Below are 18,806 nucleotides of genomic sequence, written 5' to 3'. Positions count from 1 at the left end.
TGCGCCGTTCAATGGCGTTGGTTGATGTCCCCGCGGGGCAACGTGTAGTGCAGCGACGCACCGGGCCAGGGTTCCGTCCGTCTTTCAATCCCCGGTCTGTTTCGTCTCTTGCTGCCTCGTGCTGGCGGGAGGGGGCCCGGACATTCTCGGAACGCCATGTCGCTGATCCTGATCCTCGCTCTGCCGTTCATCGGCAGCCTGTGCGCCGCGCTGCTGCCGTCCAACGCCCGCAACGCCGAGGCGTGGTTGGCTGGACTCATCGCCCTTGCCTGCGTGGTTCTGGTCGCTACGCTGTATCCCGACGTCGCCGACGGCGGGGTGATCCGGGCGGACATGCCCTGGGCGCCCGCGCTGGGGCTCCAGTTCACGCTGCGCATGGACGGCTACGCGTGGCTGTTCGCGCTGATCGTGTCGGGCATGGGCGCGCTGGTCGTGCTGTATGCGCGCTATTACATGTCGCCGGAAGACCCGGTGCCGCGCTTTTTCTCGTTCTTCCAGGCCTTCATGGGCGCCATGCTGGGCGTGGTGCTCTCGGGCAACCTGATCCAGCTCGTGCTGTTCTGGGAAATGACCAGCCTGGCGTCGTTCATGCTGATCGCCTATTGGCACCATCGCCTGGACGCGCGCCGCGGCGCGCGCATGGCGCTGACCGTCACGGGGGCGGGCGGGCTGTGTCTGCTGGCCGGAGTGCTGATCCTGGGCCATATCGTGGGCAGCTACGACATGGACCGCGTGCTGGCGGCGGGCGATCTGGTCCGGGCCGATCCCTGGTATCCGGCCGTGCTGATCCTGGTGGCGCTGGGCGCGCTGACCAAGAGCGCCCAGTTCCCGTTCCATTTCTGGCTTCCCAACGCCATGGCCGCCCCGACGCCGGTGTCGGCCTATCTGCATTCGGCCACGATGGTGAAGGCAGGCGTCTTCCTGCTGGCGCGCTTCTGGCCGGTGCTGTCGGGCACCGACGAGTGGTTCTGGATCATCGGCGGCCTCGGTCTGATCACGCTGGTGCTGGGCGCCTACGCGGCGATCTTCCAGCAGGACATGAAAGGCGTCCTGGCCTACTCCACGATCAGCCACCTGGGCCTCATCACGCTGCTGCTGGGGCTGAACAGCACCCTGGCGCTGGTGGCCGCCATCTTCCACATGATGAACCATGCCACGTTCAAGGCCTCGCTCTTCATGGCGGCCGGCGTGGTCGACCACGAAACCGGCACGCGCGACCTGACCCGGTTGTCCGGCCTTTACAAGGCCATGCCCATCACGGCCACGCTGGCGATGGTGGCCGCGGCCTCGATGGCGGGCGTGCCGCTCCTGAACGGCTTCCTGTCCAAGGAAATGTTCTTCGCCGAGACCACCTTCGTCAGCGGCGACCGGTACGTGCAGCTCGGCCTGCCGCTGCTCGCCACGATCGCGGGCGCTTTCAGCGTCGCCTACTCGCTGCGCTTCATCCTGCAGGTGTTCTTCGGCCCGCCGGCCACCGACCTGCCGCGCGCGCCGCACGAGCCGCCGCGCTGGATGCTGCTGCCCAGCGCGCTGCTGGTGTTCATGTGCCTGCTGGTGGGCATCGTGCCCAGCCTGACCGTCGGGCCTTTCCTGGCCACCGCCGCGCAGAGCATCCTGGGCGAAAACATGCCCGAATACAGCCTGGCTGTCTGGCATGGCTTCAACCTGCCGCTGGCCATGAGCCTGGTCGCGACGACGGCGGGGGTGCTTCTGTACCTGGCCCTGCGCGCCCATCAGCGCGCCAATCCCGGGCGCGTGCCGTTCATCTACCGCCTCGATGGCCGCCGCACCTTCGAGGCGCTGCTGGAGGGCTCCAGCGTCGCGGCCTCGTGGCTGCTGCGCTGGGGGTCGTCCCCGCGCCTGCAGGTGCAGATGGTGCTGATCGTCGTGGGCACGCTGTTCGTGGCGTGGCTGCCGCTGCGGGCAGGGGGCTGGCTGGACGGCGCGATGCGCCTGACGCCGGTCGACCCGGTATTCGCGCTGCTGTGGCTGGTCGGCGGCACCTGCGCGCTGGCCGCGGCGTTCCAGGCCAAGTACCACCGCCTGGCGTCGTTGGCGCTGGCGGGCGGGGCGGGCCTGATCACCTGCCTGACGTTCGTCTGGTTTTCCGCGCCCGACCTGGCCCTGACGCAGTTGTCGGTCGAGGTCGTGACCCTGGTGCTGCTGCTCCTCGGGCTGCGCTGGCTGCCGCGGCGCATCGAGCAGGACGACGAAGAAAGCCTCAAGGCCACGCTGATGGCGCGCGGTCGCCGCCTGCGCGACCTGGCGCTGGCCGTGGCGGCCGGCACCGGCATGGCGGCGCTGGCCTACGCGGTGCTGGCGCGGCCCCAAACCAATCCCATTTCCTCCTATTTTGTCGACCGGGCGCTGCCCGATGGCGGCGGCACCAACGTGGTCAACGTGATCCTGGTGGACTTCCGCGGGTTCGATACCTTCGGCGAAATCACGGTGCTGGGCATCGTGGCGCTCACGGTCTACGCGCTGCTGCGCCGCTTCCGCCCGGCCGCCGAAAGCGCCGACCTGCCGCGCCAGCAGAAAGAGCAGGACGGCGGCATTCCGGACGCGCCCGACATCAAGTCGCTGCTGCCGCCCGGGTCGATGATGGTGCCCGCGGTGCTGGTTCGCCTGCTGCTGCCGGTCGGCGCGCTGATCTCCGTGTACTTCCTCCTGCGCGGCCACAACCAGCCGGGAGGCGGCTTCGTGGGCGGCCTGGTCTTTGCCACGTCCGTGATCCTGCAGTACATGGTGGGCGGCGTGTATTGGGTCGAATCGCGCAGCCGGCTGAACCCCCAGAACTGGATCGGCATCGGGCTGCTGTGCGCGGGCATCGCGGCGGTAAGCGCGTGGCTGGCCTACAAGCCGTTCCTTTCCGCGCTCGCCTGGGATGTCGCGCTGCCGTTGATCGGCCACGTGCATGTGTCCAGCGTGCTGCTCTTTGACCTGGGCGTGTACATGCTGGTCGTGGGATCCACCGTGCTGGTGCTGGTGGCGCTGGCCCACCAATCGCTGCGCGCGCAACGCAAGGCCGCCGCCGAACTCCAGGCGGCCGCCGCTCAAACAGGAGAAGCCTGATGGAATTGATATACGCTGCCGCGATCGGCGTGCTGGCGGGCTCGGGCGTCTGGCTGCTGCTGCGGCCCCGGACGTTCCAGTTCATCATGGGCCTGTCGCTGGTCTCTTATGCGGTGAACCTGTTCATCTTCGGCATGGGCCGGTTGACCTCCGGCCGTCCGCCGGTGGTGGACCCCGCCTCGGCGCATGATCCTTCCTGGTATGCCGATCCGCTGCCGCAGGCGCTGGTGCTGACCGCCATCGTCATCGGCTTTGCCACCACCGCGCTGTTCCTGGTGGTGCTGCTGGCCTCGCGTGGCCTCACGGGCACCGACCACGTCGATGGACGGGAGTCCCAATCTTGAGTTTCTGGCTTCAACATCTTCCTGTCCTGCCCATCATCATCCCGCTGGTCGCGGGCGCGGCCATGCTGCTGCTTGCGGACACCAGCCGCTACGCGCGCGGCGGCATCGCGCTGGTGTCTACCCTGGCCCAACTGGCCGCCGCGCTCGCCTTGCTGTTCGTCGCCGGCGGCGGCGTGCCGGACGTCTGGCCGAACGGGGTAGGGGCCTACCTGGTGGGCGACTGGCCCGCGCCGTTCGGCATCGTGCTGGTGGTGGACCGCCTGGCGGCGGTCATGCTGACGCTGACCGCCGTGCTCGGACTGGCCACGCTGATCTACGCGTTGGCCCGCTGGGACCGCGCCGGCGTGCATTTCCATTCGCTGTTCCAGTTTCTGCTGATGGGCCTGAACGGCGCCTTCCTGACGGGCGACCTGTTCAACCTGTTCGTGTTCTTCGAAGTACTGCTCGCGGCCTCGTACGGCCTCTTGCTGCACGGGTCCGGCGTGGCGCGCGTCAGCGCGGGCCTGCAGTACATCGCCGTGAACCTGGTGGCCTCGTTCCTGCTGCTCATCAGCATCGCGCTGATCTACGGCGTGACGGGCACGCTCAACATGGCCGACCTGGCGCTGCGCGCCGGCAACCTGGCCGGCGTGGACCGCATGCTGTTCGAAGCGGGCGCCGCCATCCTGGGCGTGGCCTTCCTGGTCAAGGCGGGGGCCTGGCCGCTGAACTTCTGGCTGGTCAAGGGATATGGCTCGGCGGGCGCGCCGATCGCGGCCATGTTTTCGATCATGACCAAAGTTGGCATCTACGCGCTGCTGCGCATCGGGTCGCTGCTGCTGCCCACGGGCGCGCCCGCGGCCTTCAGCCTGGACTGGATGTTCGCCGCGGGGATGGCCACGCTGCTGTTCGGCGCGGTGGGCCTTTTGGCCACCCAGCAACTGGAAAAAATGGTCGGCTACTGCGTGATCGTGTCCGCCGGTACGCTGCTGACCGCGCTGGGCATGCCGGGCGTCACGCTGACGGGGCCCGCGCTGTTCTATCTGATCAGCTCGGTGCTGACGACGGGCGCGTTCTTCATGCTGGCCGAACTGATCGAACGCACGCGCAGCTTCGGCGCCAACGTGCTGGCGGTCACCCTGGATGCCTTCGACCTGGACGACCCCGCCTCGGTAAACCGGTCCGACGACGTGGTGGGCGTGGCGATTCCCGCTGCCATGGCCTTCCTGGGCCTGGCCTTCATCTCCTGCGCCTTGCTCGTGACCGGGCTGCCGCCGCTGTCGGGCTTTGTGGCAAAGTTCTCGCTGCTGTCGGCGGCCGTCTCCGCCGCGACCGAATCGGCGCCGCCGCGGGACGCCTGGCTGCTCGTGGCGGCGGTGCTGGTGTCGGGACTGGCTGGCCTGATCGGCCTGGGCCGCACCGGCATCCGCGTGTTCTGGGCCAGCGACGACCGCAGCACGCCGCGCCTGCGCCTCATCGAGGCCGGCCCGGTGGCGGTGCTGGTGCTGCTGTGCGTGGGCCTGGCCGCGGGCGCCGGACCGGTATCCGCCTACCTGGACGATGCCGCCCGGTCGCTGGACCAGCCCGCATCCTATATCGACGCCGTCATGTCCGCGCAGACCGTGCGCGGCGCCATGGGAGGAAGCTGATGCGCCGACTTTACTTCCTGATCCTGCCCACGCTCCTGTTCGTCCTGTGGCTGGTTCTGAACGAAAGCGTTTCGCCCGGACAGATCGCGCTGGGCCTCGCGCTGGCGCTGTGGTTCACGTGGGCCGCCGCGCGCCTGCGCCCCTTGCACGCGCGGCCGCGCCGGCTGTGGAAGGCGGTTCCGCTCATGCTGCGCGTGACGCTGGACATCATCCGGTCCAACATCGCGGTGGCAAAGCTGATCCTCAATCCGCGTCCCAACGAGTTTTCGCCCGGGTTCATCAAGATCCCCCTGACCATGCGCGACCCGCATGGCCTGGCATTGCTGGCCTGCATCGTCACGTATACGCCCGGCACGGTCTGGGTGGACCTGACCGAGGACCACAGCCTGAAGCTGCATGTGCTGGACCTGCAGAACGAAGACCACTGGTTCGAGCTGGTGCAACAGCGCTACGAGCGCCCGTTGATGGAGATGTTTGAATGAATTCCGTACTGTATTGGGCGGCATCCTTTGCCTTGCTGTGTTTTGCGCTGGGCATGGTGCTTGCCACCATCCGTTTGCTGCGCGGTCCCACCGCCCAGGACCGCGTCCTGGCCCTGGACACGCTGTATATCAACGGCATGCTGACGATGCTGGTGTTCGGCATCCGTTCCGGCACGTCCGTCTATTTCGACATCGCGCTCTTGATCGCGCTCTTTGGCTTCGTGGGATCCACCGCGATGGCGCGTTTCCTGCTGCGCGGCGAGGTCATCGAGCCATGATGGAGTTCGACCTTCCGCTGTGGGCCTCCATTCCCGCCAGCATCCTGCTGGTGCTGGGCGGCCTGCTTGCCGTGACCGGCTCGGCCGGTCTGCTGCGCTTCCGCGATTTCCAGTCGCGCATCCACGCGCCGACGCTGGGCAATACCCTGGGTTGCGCCTGCGTGCTGGCGGCCTCCATCCTGGTGTTTTCGGCGATGTCCGCGCGGCCGGTGTTTCATGAGGTCATCATCACGCTGCTGCTGATTGTGTCGTCCCCGGTCACGGCCATGCTGCTGATGCGCGCCGCCACCTATCGCAGCCGCTTGACCAAGGCCGAAGCGGACAAGGACGCTCGTTGATCTATTGCGTCCCCATTTTTTGGCGCTGAAACGTAACCTTACGAATTCACGTCGCTGGACATGTCCCCCACCGCGCCGTCATGGGATAGTGAGGTCAGTGGGCAGCGCAACGCAACGACGCGCCGCCCGGGTTCAATCTCTTCTAAAGGAGCTGACCATGAAACCTGTTTCCATGCCCTCGAAGCGTCTTGCTGCGATTCTCTGTACGGCCGGCTTGATGCTGGCGTCCGGCGCCGCCAGCGCCGCCGACACCAACGGCTCGTCGCAATCCCGCTACCAGCAGGACGTTGCGGCCTGCAAGAGCGGCACCACCGGGCAATCGCTGGATGCGTGCCTGCGCGAGGCCGGCGCCGCGCGCCAGGAGCGTAGCCGCCAGAATCTGCAGGAAGGCAGTCCTGACCAACTCCAGCAGAACATGCTGGCCCGCTGCAATCGCCTGCCGGAAGCGCAGCGCCAGAATTGCATCACGCAGATGACCTCGCCCACCAACGTGCGAGGCAGCGTGCAGGGCGGCGGCGTGCTGCGCGAGACCGTGATCCAGGTGCCCGCCGACACCATGGCGCCGGCCGGCACCACGCCGGGCATGGCGCCCGCTCCGGGCATGGCGCCTGCGCCGGGCACGGGCACGATGAGCTCGCCCATCCGCCAGTAGGGCAGTGCGTGAGGGCGCAGCCGCTGCCGCATTCAGGCAAAATGGCGGCTGTCGCCTTATTTCACGCATATTCATGTCCGACGTCATCGCCCTGATTTTCGATTTCGACGACACGCTGGCTTCGGACAGCACGTCCGGTTTCCTGGACAGCATCGGGGTGGACACGGCCGCCTTCTGGAAGGAACAGGTCGACCCGCTGCTGTTCCAGCAGGACTGGGACCCCGTGCCCGCCTACCTCTACAAGATGATCCAGTTGTCGCAGGCGGGGCAGCACGGCCTCATCACGCAGCAGCGCCTGAAAGACTGGGGCGCGCGGCTGGACCTGCACGACGGCGTGTCCACGCTGTTTCAGCGCCTGCGCGCCGCCGTGCGCGCCGAGCATCCGCAGGTGCAACTGGAGTTCTACCTGATTTCCAGCGGCATCGGCGACGTGGTCCGCGCCACCCCGATCGCGCACGAATTCACCGAGATCTGGGCGTCCGAATTCGTCTACGGCGACGACGGCGGCATCGCGTTCCCCCGCCGCATCGTCAGCTTCACCGACAAGACCCGGTATCTCTTCCATATCCAGAAGGGCATCATCGGCCGCGAATTCCGCAACAAGCCGTTCGAGGTCAACCGCAAGGTGCCCGAGGACCGGTTGCGCGTGCCGTTCGACCAGATGGTCTTCGTGGGCGACGGCTACACCGACATTCCCTGCTTTTCGCTGATCCGCCGCGCCGGCGGCTTTGCCTTCGGCGTCTGGGATCCCAAGCACCGCGACAAGCGCAGCCGGGCCTGGGGCTTCATCGAAGAAGGCCGCGTGTCCAACCTGAATCAGGCCCGCTATGACGAGCAGGCCGAACTCTACCAATGGCTGGAAGAGGCCGTCACCAGCCTGGCCGGCCGCACCGCCCTGAAATCGCGGGTGTACCGTGGTTGAGCCGGTCGCCATGGCGGCGGTCCCGCCCTGGACCGAACAAGACGCCCGATTCATGAGTTTGGCCCTGGAACAGGCCCAGGCCGCCTACGACATCGGCGAGGTGCCCGTGGGCGCGCTGGTCGTGTCCGCCCAGGGCGAGATCCTGGGCCGGGGCTTTAACCGCACCATCATCGACCACGACCCGACCGCGCACGCGGAGATCGTCGCCTTGCGCGGCGCCGCGCGCCAGCTCGAAAACTACCGGCTGCCCGGCATCACGGTCTATGTGACGCTGGAGCCCTGCGTCATGTGCATCGGCGCCATGCTGCACGCGCGCCTGGCCCGCGTGGTGTTCGGCGCCTACGATCCCAAGACCGGGGCCTGCGGCAGCGTGCTGGACGTCGGGTCCGTGCCCAAGCTCAATCATCACACTTCAGTCACCGGCGGCGTGCTGGCGGAACCCTGCGGCGACCTGCTGCGCCGGTTCTTCCGCGAACGCCGCGCCAAGGAATCCATCGCATGAGCACCCCCAAAGCCGCCAAGCCTGCCGCCAAGCCCGCCGCCAAGGCGCGCCGCGCCCGGGCCGCCGCCGTCCCGGCCCACGATCACCCGCACGATCACGGCCCGGACTGCGGCGACGACTGCGGCCACGATCACGGCCATGCCCACGGCCCCCTGCCGGACGCCCGCGGCATCTACCTGATTTCGCCATCCTCGGCCGTGCGCGACCCGGCCACCGTGGCGCTGGCGCGCGAGCGGCTGGAGGGGCAGGGCTTCAAGACCGCCCTGGACCGCACCGCGCTGGCCGAACACCAGCGATTCGCCGGCACCGACGCGCAGCGCCTCGCCAGCCTGACGCGCGCCGCCAAGCAGAAACTGCCCATCGTCATGGTGACGCGCGGCGGCTACGGCCTGGGCCGCCTGCTGCACGCGATCGACTGGAAGGCCATGGCCGACAGCGGCAAGCGCTTTGTCGGCATGAGCGATTTCACCGCGTTCAACCTGGCCCTGCTGGCGCAGACCGGCGCGGTCAGCTATTCGGGCGCCACGGCCGTCCAGGATTTCGGCGGAAAGAAGGTCGACGACCTGACCGAAGCCCTGTTCGGCGAACTGATGCGCGGCGAACTGGAAATTCTCAGCTTCGAAACGCAGGACGCCGACCCTGTCGACGCCCGCGGCATCCTGTGGGGCGGCAACCTCGCCATGGTGGCCTCGCTGCTGGGCACGCCCTACATGCCCAAGATCCGCGGCGGCATCCTCTTTCTGGAAGACGTGGCCGAGCATCCCTATCGCGTCGAACGCATGCTGATCCAGCTCTGGCAGGCCGGCATCCTGGCCAGGCAGAAGGCGATCGTGCTGGGCCGCTTCACGGAATACCGCCTGGCGCCCCACGACAAGGGGTACGATCTGCACGAGGTCGTGGCCTGGCTGCGCAAGACGGTCAAGGTGCCGGTCATCACCGGCCTGCCTTACGGCCACGTCGCCACCAAGGCCACCTTGCCGATCGGCCAGAAGGTGGGCATCGCCACCGAAAAAGGTCTCGCGCACCTGGTGCTGGACGAGCATCACCACTGATCCGGGCGGCGCGGGCGCCGGGGCGGCCCAAATTGGGGCCGCAGCTCCTTTGCTACACTAGCCGGTTTCCCCGCATGCGCCTTCGGGCGCCTTCAAACGCAAATACACCGTGATATCCACCGCCAATCTCACCATCCAGTTCGGTCCCAAACCCCTTTTCGAGAACGTCAGCGTCAAGTTCGGGGAAGGCAACCGTTACGGGCTGATCGGGGCCAATGGGTCGGGCAAGTCCACGTTCATGAAGATCATCGGCGGCGACCTCGAACCCTCCGCCGGCAACGTTTCGCTCGAGCCCGGGGTGCGCCTTGGCAAGCTGCGCCAGGACCAGTTCGCGTTTGAAGACTTGCGTGTGCTGGATGTCGTGATGATGGGCCACACCGAGATGTGGGCCGCCATGTCCGAGCGCGACGCCATCTACGCCAACCCGGAAGCGACCGAAGACGACTACATGCGCGCGGCCGACCTGGAGGCCAAGTTCGCGGAATACGACGGCTACACCGCCGAAGCCCGCGCGGGCGAGCTGCTGCTGGGCCTGGAAATCGCCGTGGACCTGCACAACCTGCCCATGCGCGAAGTGGCGCCGGGCTGGAAGCTGCGCGTGCTGCTGGCGCAGGCGCTGTTCTCGAATCCCGACGTGCTGCTGCTGGACGAGCCCACCAACAACCTGGACATCAACACCATCCGCTGGCTGGAAAACGTGCTCAACGGCTACCAGAGCACGATGATCATCATCAGCCACGATCGCCACTTCCTGAACCAGGTGTGCACGCACATGGCCGACGTGGACTACGGCGAGATCCGCATCTACGCCGGCAACTACGACGACTACATGCTGGCCTCCACCCAGGCCCGCGAACGCCTGGTGGCCAACAACGCCAAGGCCAAGGAACGCGTGGCCGAACTGCAGGACTTCGTGCGCCGCTTCGCGGCCAACAAGTCCAAGTCGCGCCAGGCCACCTCGCGCCTGAAGCAGATCGACCGCATCAAGGCCGACCAGGTCGTGGTCAAGCCCTCGTCGCGCCAGAACCCGTACATCCGCTTCGAGCAGAGCAAGGTCATGCACCGCCTGGCCGTCACCGTCGAAAACCTGACCAAGGCCTACGACGCGCCGGTCATCACGAAGTTCTCGGCCATGGTCGACGCCGGCGAGAAGATCGCGATCATCGGCGCCAACGGCGTCGGCAAGACGACGCTGCTGCGCCTGCTGGCCCTGGACCTGCAACCCGATTCGGGCACGGTGAAGTGGTCCGACAACGCCGACCTGGGCTACATGGCCCAGGACGTGTCCGACCACTTCCTGCAGACCGACATCAACCTGTTGGACTGGATGGGCAACCATCGCCAGCCGGGCGACGACGACCAGTCGATCCGTTCGGTGCTGGGCCGCCTGCTGTTTTCGGCGGACGACCTGCCCAAGGCGCCCAAGGTGCTGTCCGGGGGCGAAAAGAACCGCATGACCTTCGGCCGCCTGATGCTGGGCCGGCACAACGTCATGCTGCTCGACGAGCCCACCAACCACCTGGACATGGAATCGATCGAGTCGCTGCAATTCGCGCTGGAAAAGTACGAAGGCACCCTGGTGTTCGTCTCCCATGACCGCGAGTTCGTGTCCGGCCTGGCCACGCGCGTGATCGAAATCCTGCCTTCCGGCGAGATTGTCGACTATCGCGGCGGCTACGAAGACTACTTGTCCTCGCGCGGCATCGAGGCCTGATCCCGCACGGCCTTCCATGAAACGGCGCACCCGGTCGGGTGCGCCGTTTCTTGTTTCTGTTCAGCCCGACGAAACCCGCGCGCGCTATCATCCGGCCCGTTCCTGGCCGGTGTCCGGCCAGGCATTCTCCTGTTTTCCCAATGTCTCCCTCCCAGCATGCCGCGCCCGATGGCGCGCAGATCGGCACGTTCACGCTGACGGCCCGCATCGTCGCCATCGCTTTCTTCACTTTCATCTGCTATCTGGCGATCGGCCTGCCGCTCGCCGTGCTGCCGGGCTACGTGCACGGCAACCTGGGCTATGGCTCCGTGCTGGCGGGCCTGGCGATCAGCGTCCAATACCTGGCCACGCTGCTCAGCCGCTCGCACGCCGGGCGCATGGCCGACACGGTCGGTCCGAAGCAGACCGTCGTCATCGGCATGGCGGCATGCGCGGTCAGCGGGATCTTCCTGCTGCTGGCGTATGCCTTCGAACGGACCGACTGGCTGAGCCTGACGGCGATCATCCTCAGCCGCCTGGCGCTGGGCTTTGGTGAAAGCTGGGTGGGCACCGGGGCGGCCACCTGGGCGATCTCGCGGGTAGGGCCGCTGCACACGGCCCGCGTGATTTCCTGGAACGGCATCGCCACCTACGGCGCGCTGGCGCTGGGCGCGCCGCTGGGCGTGCAGCTTGAAAAGCACTGGAGCATGGGCGCGCTGGGCGGGGCGGTGCTGTTGCTGGGGCTGGCCGGTCTGGGACTGGCCATGGCCCGGGCCGCGGTCGCCATCGTGGGCGGGCACCGCATGGCGTTCAAGAGCGTGGTGCTGCGCGTCTTTCCGCACGGCATGGCGCTGGGCCTGGGGTCGGTAGGCTTTGGCACCCTGGCCGCCTTCGTGGCGCTGTACTACGCCAGCCGCTCGTGGGAAGGCGCGGCCCACGCGCTCAGCGCCTTCGGCGGCGCGTTCATCGGCGTGCGCCTGCTGTTTGCCGGCACCATCACCCGCTTTGGCGGCTTCCGGGTCGCGCAGGTGTCCTTCCTGGTCGAAGCGGCGGGGCTGTTGCTCCTGTGGCTCGCGCCCAATCCCGGCCTGGCGCTGATGGGCGCCGCGCTGACCGGCTGCGGCTTTGCGCTGGTGTTCCCGGCCATCGGCGTCGAGGCCGTGGCGCGCGTGCCGGCCGGCAGCCGGGGCGCGGCACTGGGCGCCTATTCGGCCTTCCTGGACCTCGCGCTGGGCGTGACCGGACCGGTCGCCGGCTATATCTCCAGCGGCTTCGGCTATCCGGCGATCTTCCTGGCGGCCTCGCTGTCCGTGCTGGTGGGCCTGGCGATCGCCTTCGGGTTGCAGCGCGCCGCCAGCCGGCAGCAGGCCCAATCGGCGCCGATCTGATGCGTTATTACCGGAAGCAGTAAAGACATTCGATATCAATCGTTTGGATTCATATAACGAATTGTTAGATTTGAGGCTCGTTTTTCACGCGCGCCCACGATCCGTTTCCATGAATCTGACCTTCGATCACGTCCACAAGCACTTCGGCGACCTGCCCGTCGTGGATGGCTTCACCAGCGAATTCAAGACCGGCGAACTGGTTGCGCTGGTCGGACCGTCCGGCTGCGGAAAATCCACCTTGCTGCACCTGGCCGCGGGCCTCGAAATGCCCACGCAAGGCCGCGTGCTGGCGGACGGCAAGCCGGTCGCCGGTCCGCATCCCAGCCGCACGCTGGTGTTCCAGGAGCACGCCCTCTATCCCTGGCTGACGCTCGAAGACAACGTGGCGCTGGCCCTGGAATTCCAGAACACCCCCAAGAAGCGCGCCCGCGTAGCCGCGCGCGAATGGCTTGCCCGGGTCAGCCTGGCGGGTTTTGAACACTACTATCCGCACCAGGTGTCTGGTGGCATGCGCCAGCGCGCGGCGCTGGCCCGCGCGTTCATCGCGCAGCCCCAGACCATGCTGATGGATGAACCCTTCGGCGCCCTGGACGCGTTGACCCGCCTGAGCCTGCAGGACGTGCTGCGCCAGCTCATCGCGCAGGAAAAGCCCACCGTGCTGCTGGTCACGCATGACGTCGACGAGGCCCTGTTCCTGGCCGACCGCATCGTCGTTTTCAGCCCGCGCCCGGCGCGCGTGCTGCGCGAATTCAACCTGGCCCACCGCGTCAAGACCCACGACCTGGCCGACCTGGCCGCCGAAAAGCGCGAGATCCTGCGCCTGTTGGGCATCGCGGTCGACGGCTCGGGCGCGCACTCGGACATGGCGCTGGCCGCCTGACCCGCTTTCTGACATTTCCCGCGGCGGCGCCCTGGCGCCGCCCGATTGTGAATTCCCTGGAGCTCCTGATGAAACTGAAGCAATGGTTGTCCCTGCCGCTGGCCGCGGCGCTGCTGGCGGCGGCCCCCGCGATGGCCGCCGAGAAATTCCGCGTGGGCTATCTGCGCGTGATGGACGATGCGCAGGCCATCGTCGCGCAAGAGGGCGGCTACTACAAGAAAGCCGGCCTGGATTCCGAACTGATCGAATTCAAGTCGGGCACCGACCTCATCAAGGCCATCGTCGGCGGCCAGCTCGACATCGGCGTGCTGGGGTTCACCAACGCCGTGGCCTGGGCCTCCAAGGGCGCGGACCTGAAGGTCGTGGGCGGCGCGCAGCAGGGCTATCACTCGCTGGTCGTGCGCGACGATTCCGGCATCAAGGACATCGCCGGCCTGAAGGGCAAGACCCTGGCTTCGCAAGCCGAGGGCAGCACCGCGGACGTGGTCCTGAAGGGCGTCGTGCTCAAGCAGGGCAACCTGTCGGCCGACGACGTCAACGTCATGGGCGTGAGCCCGGCGGTCGCCGTGCAGTCGCTGGTGGGCAAGCGCGTGGATGCGGCCTTCCTGTTCGAGCCCTACGACCGCATCGCGCAGCTGGTCGCGCCGGTCAAGCAGATCTACGAAGTCGGCCAGGCCTGGCCTTTCCCGTGCATGGTCGTCATCACGTCCGGCGAGACCCTCGCCAAGCGCAAGGACGACGTCTGGAAGGCGCTGGACGCGCAGAACCAGGCCATTACGCTGCTGCAGAAGGAACCCGCGCAGGCCTCCAAGCTCATCGCCTCCTACTTCATCGCCGAGCCCACGCTCAAGACGCTCTCGCGCGGCGAACTTCCGCGCGAAACGGTCATCGCCGAGGCCATCAGCACCCAGGTGTTCACGCCCAAGCTGACGGACAAGGACACGGCCCGCATGCAGGAGATCGCAGACATCCTGCAGGCCCAGGGATCGCTCAAGACGCGTGACGGCAAGCCGTACGACGTCTCCAGCATCGTCGACCTGTCCTGGCAAGAGGCTCGCAAGCTTTGAGCGCATCGACTCGTGTGACCGGCGCCCGCAAGCACATTGCGGGCGTTTTGGGTGTCCTGTTCATCCTGGCCCTTTGGCAACTGGCCGCGTTCGCGCTCCCCGACTTCCTCATGCCGGGCGTGCCCGCGGTGGTCGAGCGCCTGTTCGAAGACCTGGGCAAGCAGTCGTTCCACCAGAGCCTAATGGGCACGCTGGGACGCCTGGGCGCGGGCTACGGCCTGGCGCTCGCGGCCGGCGTCGGCTTCGGCCTGGTGGCCGCCGTGCTGTTCTTCTTTCGCGAAGTCCTGCGCAGCGCCATCGTCATCCTGCAATCGATCCCGTCCATCGCCTGGGTGCCGCTGTTCCTGATCGTGATGGGCTTCGGCAACACGCCCATCATCGTGGTCGTCGCGCTGTCCGCGTTCTTTCCGGCCGCGCTCAGCGTCATGAACGCCACCGAATCCGTGCAGCGCGTGCACGTGTCGGCGGCGCGCGTCATGGGCGCCACGCGCTGGGGTCTGGTCAAGCGGGTGTACCTGCCCGCCGTCATGCCCGAGCTCATCACCGGCGCGCAGCTCGCGTTCGGCAACGCCTGGCGCGCGCTGATCTCGGCCGAAATGCTGATCGGCTTCGGCAAGGGGCTGGGACGTTCGCTGGCCTATTCGGGCGAAATCGCCGACATGACGGGCGTCATGACCAACATCCTGGTCATCGCCGTGCTGGCCGCGCTGATCGACCAGTTCGTGCTTGAAAACCTCAAGCACCGCCTGTTGCGCTATCAATACGTCTGAGGCCGCGGAGCAAGCCATGATGTCGCGGTTGCGTCCATTCGTCCTTGCCGCCAGCCTGGCGCTGGCGGGCCTCGCGCTGGCGCAGCCCGAGACCTTCCCGGCGGCGCGCGCCCGCGGCGAACTGGTCGTGGGCGTGCCGTACCTGCCGCCGCCGCCCGCCGCCGGCGCCAAGATCCGCACCCCGGAAGGCCTGGACGCGGCCATCGCCGACAAGCTGGCCGCCAGCCTGAAACTGCCTGTGCGCCTGGTGCAGTTGCCGGCGGGGCAGGCCGCCACGGCGCTGGCTTCCGGCCAGGTCGATCTGGTGCTGGCCGAGCGCGCGAACGGCCAGCCCGCATCGGTGGCGGCGCAGCCCACCGGCTACGCCGCGCGCCCCAAGGCGGTGATCCGCAGCGACACGCCTTTGCGCAAACCCGCCGACGCGAAGGGGCGCACGGTCTGCATGGCCGAGGCCGCCGCCCACGCGCAGGCCCTGGCGCAGGGCTGGGGCGCGGTCGTCAAGACCTACCGCGTGCCGTCCGACGCGCTGGTCGCGGTGCGCGAAGGGGCCTGCGACATCGGCCTGGTCGACGACGCGGTGTGGGAGCCGCTGATGCGCTTTCCCGAATGGAAGAAATTCTCGTCCACGCTGACGCCGGACGGCGCGCGCCAGGAGCGGGTCTGGTTGCTGCGGGCGGGCGACGACGCCTCCCGTGCCTGGCTGGGCCAGGAAATGCGCGCGTGGGACCGCGCCGGCGCCTGGAAGGCCATGGCGTCGAAGTGGGCGCGCGACGTCGCGTTCGACGTCTACCTGGACCAGGAAGTGCCCGACTGCCACGGCTAGCGCCGCCGGTCCACGCACTTACAATGCCGGGCATGACGTACACGTTGACCGCGCCCTGCACGTACCAGGAAGACATCAAGAAGAGCCGCTTCGTCGCGTACGCGGCGCCCGTGGCGGCGATCGAAGACGCCATGCGTTTCTTTGCCGAACACAGCGACCCCGAGGCCACGCACAACTGCTGGGCCTACCGCATCGGCCAGGAATACCGCTTCAACGACGATGGCGAGCCCGGCGGCACGGCGGGCAGGCCGATCCTGCAGGCCATCGAAGGCCAGGACATGGATCGCGTGGCGGTCCTCGTGGTGCGTTGGTACGGGGGAATCAAGCTGGGTGCGGGGGGACTGGTGCGCGCCTACGGCGGCTGCGCGGCCAATTGCCTGCGGCTGGCCGAAAGGACCGAGATCGTCGACCTGGCAACCGTACGCTGCGCGTGCGGATTCGCGGAAATGGCGCTGCTGAAATCCCGCCTGTCGCAGGCGGGCGCGGCGATCCGGCAGGAAGACTACGACGCTGATGGCGTGACGCTGCTATTTGCGGTGCCGCGCGCCGCCGTGCCCGAACTGGAAGTCACCGTGGCGAACATCACGCGCGGCCGTTCGGCGTGGGAGGTCATTTCCTAGCCCGACGCAGGACGCACGGTGTGCACAAGGCGCACAGGGAGTCGTCCAGCGCCAGTGCAAAAAGAAGGGGCCCAACCGGGCCCCTTGCTCATTCACGCGTCCTGGCCGTCCTGGGCCGCCGCGATTTCCTTGTGGACTTGTTCCATGTCCACTTCCTTGATCTTGGCCAGCAGCTCATTGAGCTGTCCGCCGGACAATGCGCCCGGTTGCGAGAACAGCAGGACTTTTTCGCGGAATACCATCAACGTGGGGATCGAGCGGATGCCCAGCGCGCCGGCCAGTTCCTGCTCCACATCGGTATTCACCTTGGCGAACGTGACGTCCGGATGTTCGGTGGCCGCCTGCTCGAAGACCGGCGCGAAGCCGCGGCACGGGCCGCACCAGGGCGCCCAGAAGTCGACGATCAGGGTGCCGTCGGGCGTGATGGCTTCCTGGAAGCTGTCTTTGGTGAGTTCAACAATACTCATATGAAATCCTTGCCGCGCGGGCGGCGAAAAGCAAAAGCAGTGGCGAAGACCCCCGGTTTACGCCCCGGCGTGCGGCGGCGACGCATGGTTGCCAAAGGCCCGATGACCAATAGTAGAGCCGGTCACCGCTGCGTCGCAATGGTTGGCGCTGTGCGCAAGCGCAGTCGGCGGCCCTCAGGCCGCGGTTTTGGTGGAGACGCCGGCGCCGTTCTTCAACGAGGCGACGATTTCGAAAGAGCGCAGGCGGTCCGCGATGTCATAGAAGTCGGACACGATCATGGCCTCGTCGGCCTGGGTTTCCGCGACCAGGGCTTCGAGTTCGCGCTTGACGGTATCCGGCCCGCCCACGATGGAGGCGCCCAGTCTCTGATTGACCGCTTCGCGCTCCCATTCGTTCCACAAGCCGTCCATGCTGTCGACGGGCGGCTGCAATTGCAGGCGGTGGCCGCGCACCAGCGACAGGAACTTCAATTGCTGCGTGGTGGACTGGAAACGGGCGGCCTCGTCCGTTTCCGCGGCGATCACCGGCACGCCGATCATCGAATACGGGCGCGACAGGGTCTCGGAGGGTTTGAAGAGGTGGCGATACAGGCGCATCGCGGCCATGCCCTCGGGAGAAAAATGGCCCGCGAACGAAAAGGGCAGGCCCAGTTCGGCCGCCATGCGCGCGCTGAAATCGCTGGAACCCAGCAGCCAGATCGGAATGTCCAGGCCTTCGCCGGGAATGGCGCGCACCGGCTGGCCGGGGCGCGAAGGCGCCAGGAAGGCGCGCAGTTCCTCGACCAGCGCCGGAAACTCCAGGCCGCTGCGCGGACTGCGGCGCAGCGCCTGCTGCGTCGCGCCGTCGCTGCCGGGCGCGCGGCCCAGGCCCAGGTCGATGCGCCCGGGGTACAGGGTCTCCAGCGTGCCGAATTGCTCGGCGATGATCAGCGGCGCGTGGTTGGGCAGCATGATGCCGCCCGAGCCGACGCGCAGGGTCTTGGTGTGGCCGGCCACGTGACCGATCAGCACGGCCGTCGCGCTGCTGGCCACGCCATTGATGTTGTGGTGTTCGGCCAGCCAGAAGCGGTTGTAGCCCAGCTGCTCGACATGCTGCGCCAGCGCAACCGTATTGCGGAAGGCGTCCGCGGCATCGCGCCCCTGCACAATCGGGGCCAGGTCCAGCACGGAAAAGGGGATGGTGGCCAGGGCGCTCATGCGTGCGCCTCCGCGGCGTGGGGACAGGCGGGCCGCGCGGGAATGAAACGGGAAGGGCGCAAAATGTACTCCATATGCTGATCTACATGAGGAGTGTATCGGCGAATTCAACCGCACCCGTCAGCAACCATGCCCTTGGCCGGGTTGATTGAATTTTCCGATCCCTACAATAGCGAACGGGCAAACGCGGCCGTTCGGGCCGCTTTCAATCATCCGCCACCAAGGAGACGCGCATGGGTGCCAGAGGCAAGGACAACCAGATCGACAACATCGAATTCAACGTTGCCGACATCGCGCGCAGCAAGCGCTTCTATGGCGAGGTCTTCGGGTGGACCTTCACGGATTACGGGCCCACCTATTGCGAATTCACCGATGGCCGCCTGACGGGCGGCTTCACGACGGGGGAAGCCGTGCGCCCGGGCGGTCCGCTGGTGATCCTGTACGGCGATGACCTGGCCGCAACCCAGCAGCGTATCAAGGCAGCCGGCGGGCGCATCAGCCGGGAGGCGTTCACGTTCCCGGGTGGCAGCCGCTTCCATTTCACGGATCCGGATGGCTACGAACTGGCGGTGTGGACCGCGGCCAAATGAAAAACCGCCGCAGGGCATGACCTGCGGCGGCTTGAAACGAA

Annotated in this window: 20 protein-coding genes; 18 read left to right on the top strand and 2 right to left on the bottom strand. The window is 67.3% G+C overall.

Translation table 11 applies throughout. From position 1 onward, the window contains the following. Positions 1-156 precede the first annotated feature (156 nt). From ACZ50Q_RS16100 to ACZ50Q_RS16020, 17 genes are all read left to right on the top strand, one after another. Complete coding sequence (locus ACZ50Q_RS16100; protein ID WP_092575509.1) at positions 157-3,072, top strand: monovalent cation/H+ antiporter subunit A; 2,916 nt, start codon at positions 157-159, stop codon at positions 3,070-3,072. Beyond that, positions 3,072-3,416 (top strand): Na+/H+ antiporter subunit C, encoded by a 345-nt coding sequence (locus ACZ50Q_RS16095; RefSeq protein ID WP_076521088.1) that lies wholly within the window; start codon positions 3,072-3,074, stop codon positions 3,414-3,416. Before ACZ50Q_RS16100 ends, ACZ50Q_RS16095 begins: the two co-directional genes overlap by 1 nt. Then, complete coding sequence (locus ACZ50Q_RS16090) at positions 3,413-5,044, top strand: monovalent cation/H+ antiporter subunit D (protein WP_464078949.1); 1,632 nt, start codon at positions 3,413-3,415, stop codon at positions 5,042-5,044. Before ACZ50Q_RS16095 ends, ACZ50Q_RS16090 begins: the two co-directional genes overlap by 4 nt. Continuing rightward, on the top strand, positions 5,044-5,526 hold the full coding sequence (locus tag ACZ50Q_RS16085; protein WP_076521086.1) for a Na+/H+ antiporter subunit E: 483 nt from the start codon (positions 5,044-5,046) through the stop codon (positions 5,524-5,526). Before ACZ50Q_RS16090 ends, ACZ50Q_RS16085 begins: the two co-directional genes overlap by 1 nt. Beyond that, positions 5,523-5,804 (top strand): K+/H+ antiporter subunit F, encoded by a 282-nt coding sequence (locus ACZ50Q_RS16080; RefSeq protein WP_076521085.1) that lies wholly within the window; start codon positions 5,523-5,525, stop codon positions 5,802-5,804. The genes ACZ50Q_RS16085 and ACZ50Q_RS16080 overlap by 4 nt, the downstream gene beginning before the upstream one ends. Next, complete coding sequence (gene mnhG, locus ACZ50Q_RS16075; protein ID WP_092575514.1) at positions 5,801-6,142, top strand: monovalent cation/H(+) antiporter subunit G; 342 nt, start codon at positions 5,801-5,803, stop codon at positions 6,140-6,142. The genes ACZ50Q_RS16080 and mnhG overlap by 4 nt, the downstream gene beginning before the upstream one ends. Before the next feature lie 157 nt (positions 6,143-6,299). Next, positions 6,300-6,794, top strand: coding sequence for a hypothetical protein (locus ACZ50Q_RS16070; RefSeq protein ID WP_464078948.1), 495 nt, complete (start codon positions 6,300-6,302; stop codon positions 6,792-6,794). Between the two features lie 73 nt (positions 6,795-6,867). Continuing rightward, complete coding sequence (locus ACZ50Q_RS16065) at positions 6,868-7,716, top strand: HAD family hydrolase (RefSeq protein WP_092575520.1); 849 nt, start codon at positions 6,868-6,870, stop codon at positions 7,714-7,716. A 10-nt stretch (positions 7,717-7,726) separates the two neighbouring features. Next, positions 7,727-8,218: a tRNA adenosine(34) deaminase TadA gene (tadA, locus tag ACZ50Q_RS16060; RefSeq protein ID WP_464082004.1), complete on the top strand. Its 492-nt coding sequence runs from the start codon at positions 7,727-7,729 to the stop codon at positions 8,216-8,218. After that, positions 8,215-9,270 carry an LD-carboxypeptidase gene (locus tag ACZ50Q_RS16055; RefSeq protein ID WP_092575523.1) on the top strand — a complete coding sequence of 352 codons (1,056 nt, stop codon included), beginning with the start codon at positions 8,215-8,217 and terminating at the stop codon, positions 9,268-9,270. The genes tadA and ACZ50Q_RS16055 overlap by 4 nt, the downstream gene beginning before the upstream one ends. 109 nt (positions 9,271-9,379) lie before the next feature. Then, a complete protein-coding gene (locus tag ACZ50Q_RS16050; RefSeq protein WP_092575526.1) occupies positions 9,380-10,984 on the top strand; it encodes an ABC-F family ATPase in 1,605 nt (534 codons plus the stop codon). 140 nt (positions 10,985-11,124) lie between these two features. Beyond that, positions 11,125-12,351 (top strand): MFS transporter, encoded by a 1,227-nt coding sequence (locus ACZ50Q_RS16045; RefSeq protein ID WP_464078947.1) that lies wholly within the window; start codon positions 11,125-11,127, stop codon positions 12,349-12,351. A gap of 109 nt (positions 12,352-12,460) precedes the next feature. After that, positions 12,461-13,231 (top strand): ABC transporter ATP-binding protein, encoded by a 771-nt coding sequence (locus tag ACZ50Q_RS16040; RefSeq protein ID WP_464078946.1) that lies wholly within the window; start codon positions 12,461-12,463, stop codon positions 13,229-13,231. A 68-nt stretch (positions 13,232-13,299) separates the two neighbouring features. Continuing rightward, on the top strand, positions 13,300-14,298 hold the full coding sequence (locus ACZ50Q_RS16035) for an ABC transporter substrate-binding protein (RefSeq protein ID WP_092575535.1): 999 nt from the start codon (positions 13,300-13,302) through the stop codon (positions 14,296-14,298). After that, positions 14,295-15,068 (top strand): ABC transporter permease, encoded by a 774-nt coding sequence (locus ACZ50Q_RS16030; protein WP_076521076.1) that lies wholly within the window; start codon positions 14,295-14,297, stop codon positions 15,066-15,068. Before ACZ50Q_RS16035 ends, ACZ50Q_RS16030 begins: the two co-directional genes overlap by 4 nt. A 16-nt stretch (positions 15,069-15,084) precedes the next feature. Continuing rightward, the gene (locus ACZ50Q_RS16025) at positions 15,085-15,891 is read left to right on the top strand and encodes a transporter substrate-binding domain-containing protein (protein WP_464078945.1); all 807 of its coding nucleotides are present in this window, start codon (positions 15,085-15,087) and stop codon (positions 15,889-15,891) included. Between the two features lie 32 nt (positions 15,892-15,923). After that, entirely contained in the window at positions 15,924-16,511 is a 588-nt protein-coding gene (locus tag ACZ50Q_RS16020) for an IMPACT family protein (RefSeq protein WP_092576244.1), read from the top strand. Positions 16,512-16,603: 92 nt separating this feature from the next. Here ACZ50Q_RS16020 and ACZ50Q_RS16015 read toward each other — a convergent pair whose 3' ends face one another. After that, positions 16,604-16,978, bottom strand: a complete 375-nt coding sequence (locus ACZ50Q_RS16015) for a thioredoxin family protein (RefSeq protein ID WP_076521074.1) — start codon at positions 16,976-16,978, stop codon at positions 16,604-16,606. Positions 16,979-17,152: 174 nt separating this feature from the next. Beyond that, the gene (locus ACZ50Q_RS16010) at positions 17,153-18,175 is read right to left on the bottom strand and encodes an LLM class flavin-dependent oxidoreductase (RefSeq protein ID WP_464078944.1); all 1,023 of its coding nucleotides are present in this window, start codon (positions 18,173-18,175) and stop codon (positions 17,153-17,155) included. Between the two features lie 233 nt (positions 18,176-18,408). On the opposite strand from ACZ50Q_RS16010, the gene ACZ50Q_RS16005 reads away from it, so the two are divergent. After that, positions 18,409-18,765 (top strand): VOC family protein, encoded by a 357-nt coding sequence (locus ACZ50Q_RS16005; RefSeq protein ID WP_464078943.1) that lies wholly within the window; start codon positions 18,409-18,411, stop codon positions 18,763-18,765. Positions 18,766-18,806 lie beyond the last annotated feature (41 nt).

The sequence above is a fragment of the Achromobacter sp. T5-5 genome, from assembly GCF_055397965.1.
Note: the sequence above shows the minus strand (reverse complement) of the source record. Positions and strands in the feature narration are given on the sequence as shown.

Excerpts from the sequence above, each read along its gene's own strand:
- ACZ50Q_RS16100 (WP_092575509.1), top strand. The coding sequence starts at position 157 with ATGTCGCTGATCCTGATCCTCGCTCTGCCGTTCATCGGCAGCCTGTGC.
- ACZ50Q_RS16095 (WP_076521088.1), top strand. The coding sequence starts at position 3,072 with ATGGAATTGATATACGCTGCCGCGATCGGCGTGCTGGCGGGCTCGGGC.
- ACZ50Q_RS16085 (WP_076521086.1), top strand. The coding sequence starts at position 5,044 with ATGCGCCGACTTTACTTCCTGATCCTGCCCACGCTCCTGTTCGTCCTG.
- ACZ50Q_RS16080 (WP_076521085.1), top strand. The coding sequence starts at position 5,523 with ATGAATTCCGTACTGTATTGGGCGGCATCCTTTGCCTTGCTGTGTTTT.
- mnhG (WP_092575514.1), top strand. The coding sequence starts at position 5,801 with ATGATGGAGTTCGACCTTCCGCTGTGGGCCTCCATTCCCGCCAGCATC.
- ACZ50Q_RS16070 (WP_464078948.1), top strand. The coding sequence starts at position 6,300 with ATGAAACCTGTTTCCATGCCCTCGAAGCGTCTTGCTGCGATTCTCTGT.
- ACZ50Q_RS16065 (WP_092575520.1), top strand. The coding sequence starts at position 6,868 with ATGTCCGACGTCATCGCCCTGATTTTCGATTTCGACGACACGCTGGCT.
- tadA (WP_464082004.1), top strand. The coding sequence starts at position 7,727 with ATGGCGGCGGTCCCGCCCTGGACCGAACAAGACGCCCGATTCATGAGT.
- ACZ50Q_RS16055 (WP_092575523.1), top strand. The coding sequence starts at position 8,215 with ATGAGCACCCCCAAAGCCGCCAAGCCTGCCGCCAAGCCCGCCGCCAAG.
- ACZ50Q_RS16045 (WP_464078947.1), top strand. The coding sequence starts at position 11,125 with ATGTCTCCCTCCCAGCATGCCGCGCCCGATGGCGCGCAGATCGGCACG.
- ACZ50Q_RS16040 (WP_464078946.1), top strand. The coding sequence starts at position 12,461 with ATGAATCTGACCTTCGATCACGTCCACAAGCACTTCGGCGACCTGCCC.
- ACZ50Q_RS16035 (WP_092575535.1), top strand. The coding sequence starts at position 13,300 with ATGAAACTGAAGCAATGGTTGTCCCTGCCGCTGGCCGCGGCGCTGCTG.
- ACZ50Q_RS16025 (WP_464078945.1), top strand. The coding sequence starts at position 15,085 with ATGATGTCGCGGTTGCGTCCATTCGTCCTTGCCGCCAGCCTGGCGCTG.
- ACZ50Q_RS16020 (WP_092576244.1), top strand. The coding sequence starts at position 15,924 with ATGACGTACACGTTGACCGCGCCCTGCACGTACCAGGAAGACATCAAG.
- ACZ50Q_RS16015 (WP_076521074.1), bottom strand. The coding sequence starts at position 16,978 with ATGAGTATTGTTGAACTCACCAAAGACAGCTTCCAGGAAGCCATCACG.
- ACZ50Q_RS16010 (WP_464078944.1), bottom strand. The coding sequence starts at position 18,175 with ATGAGCGCCCTGGCCACCATCCCCTTTTCCGTGCTGGACCTGGCCCCG.
- ACZ50Q_RS16005 (WP_464078943.1), top strand. The coding sequence starts at position 18,409 with ATGGGTGCCAGAGGCAAGGACAACCAGATCGACAACATCGAATTCAAC.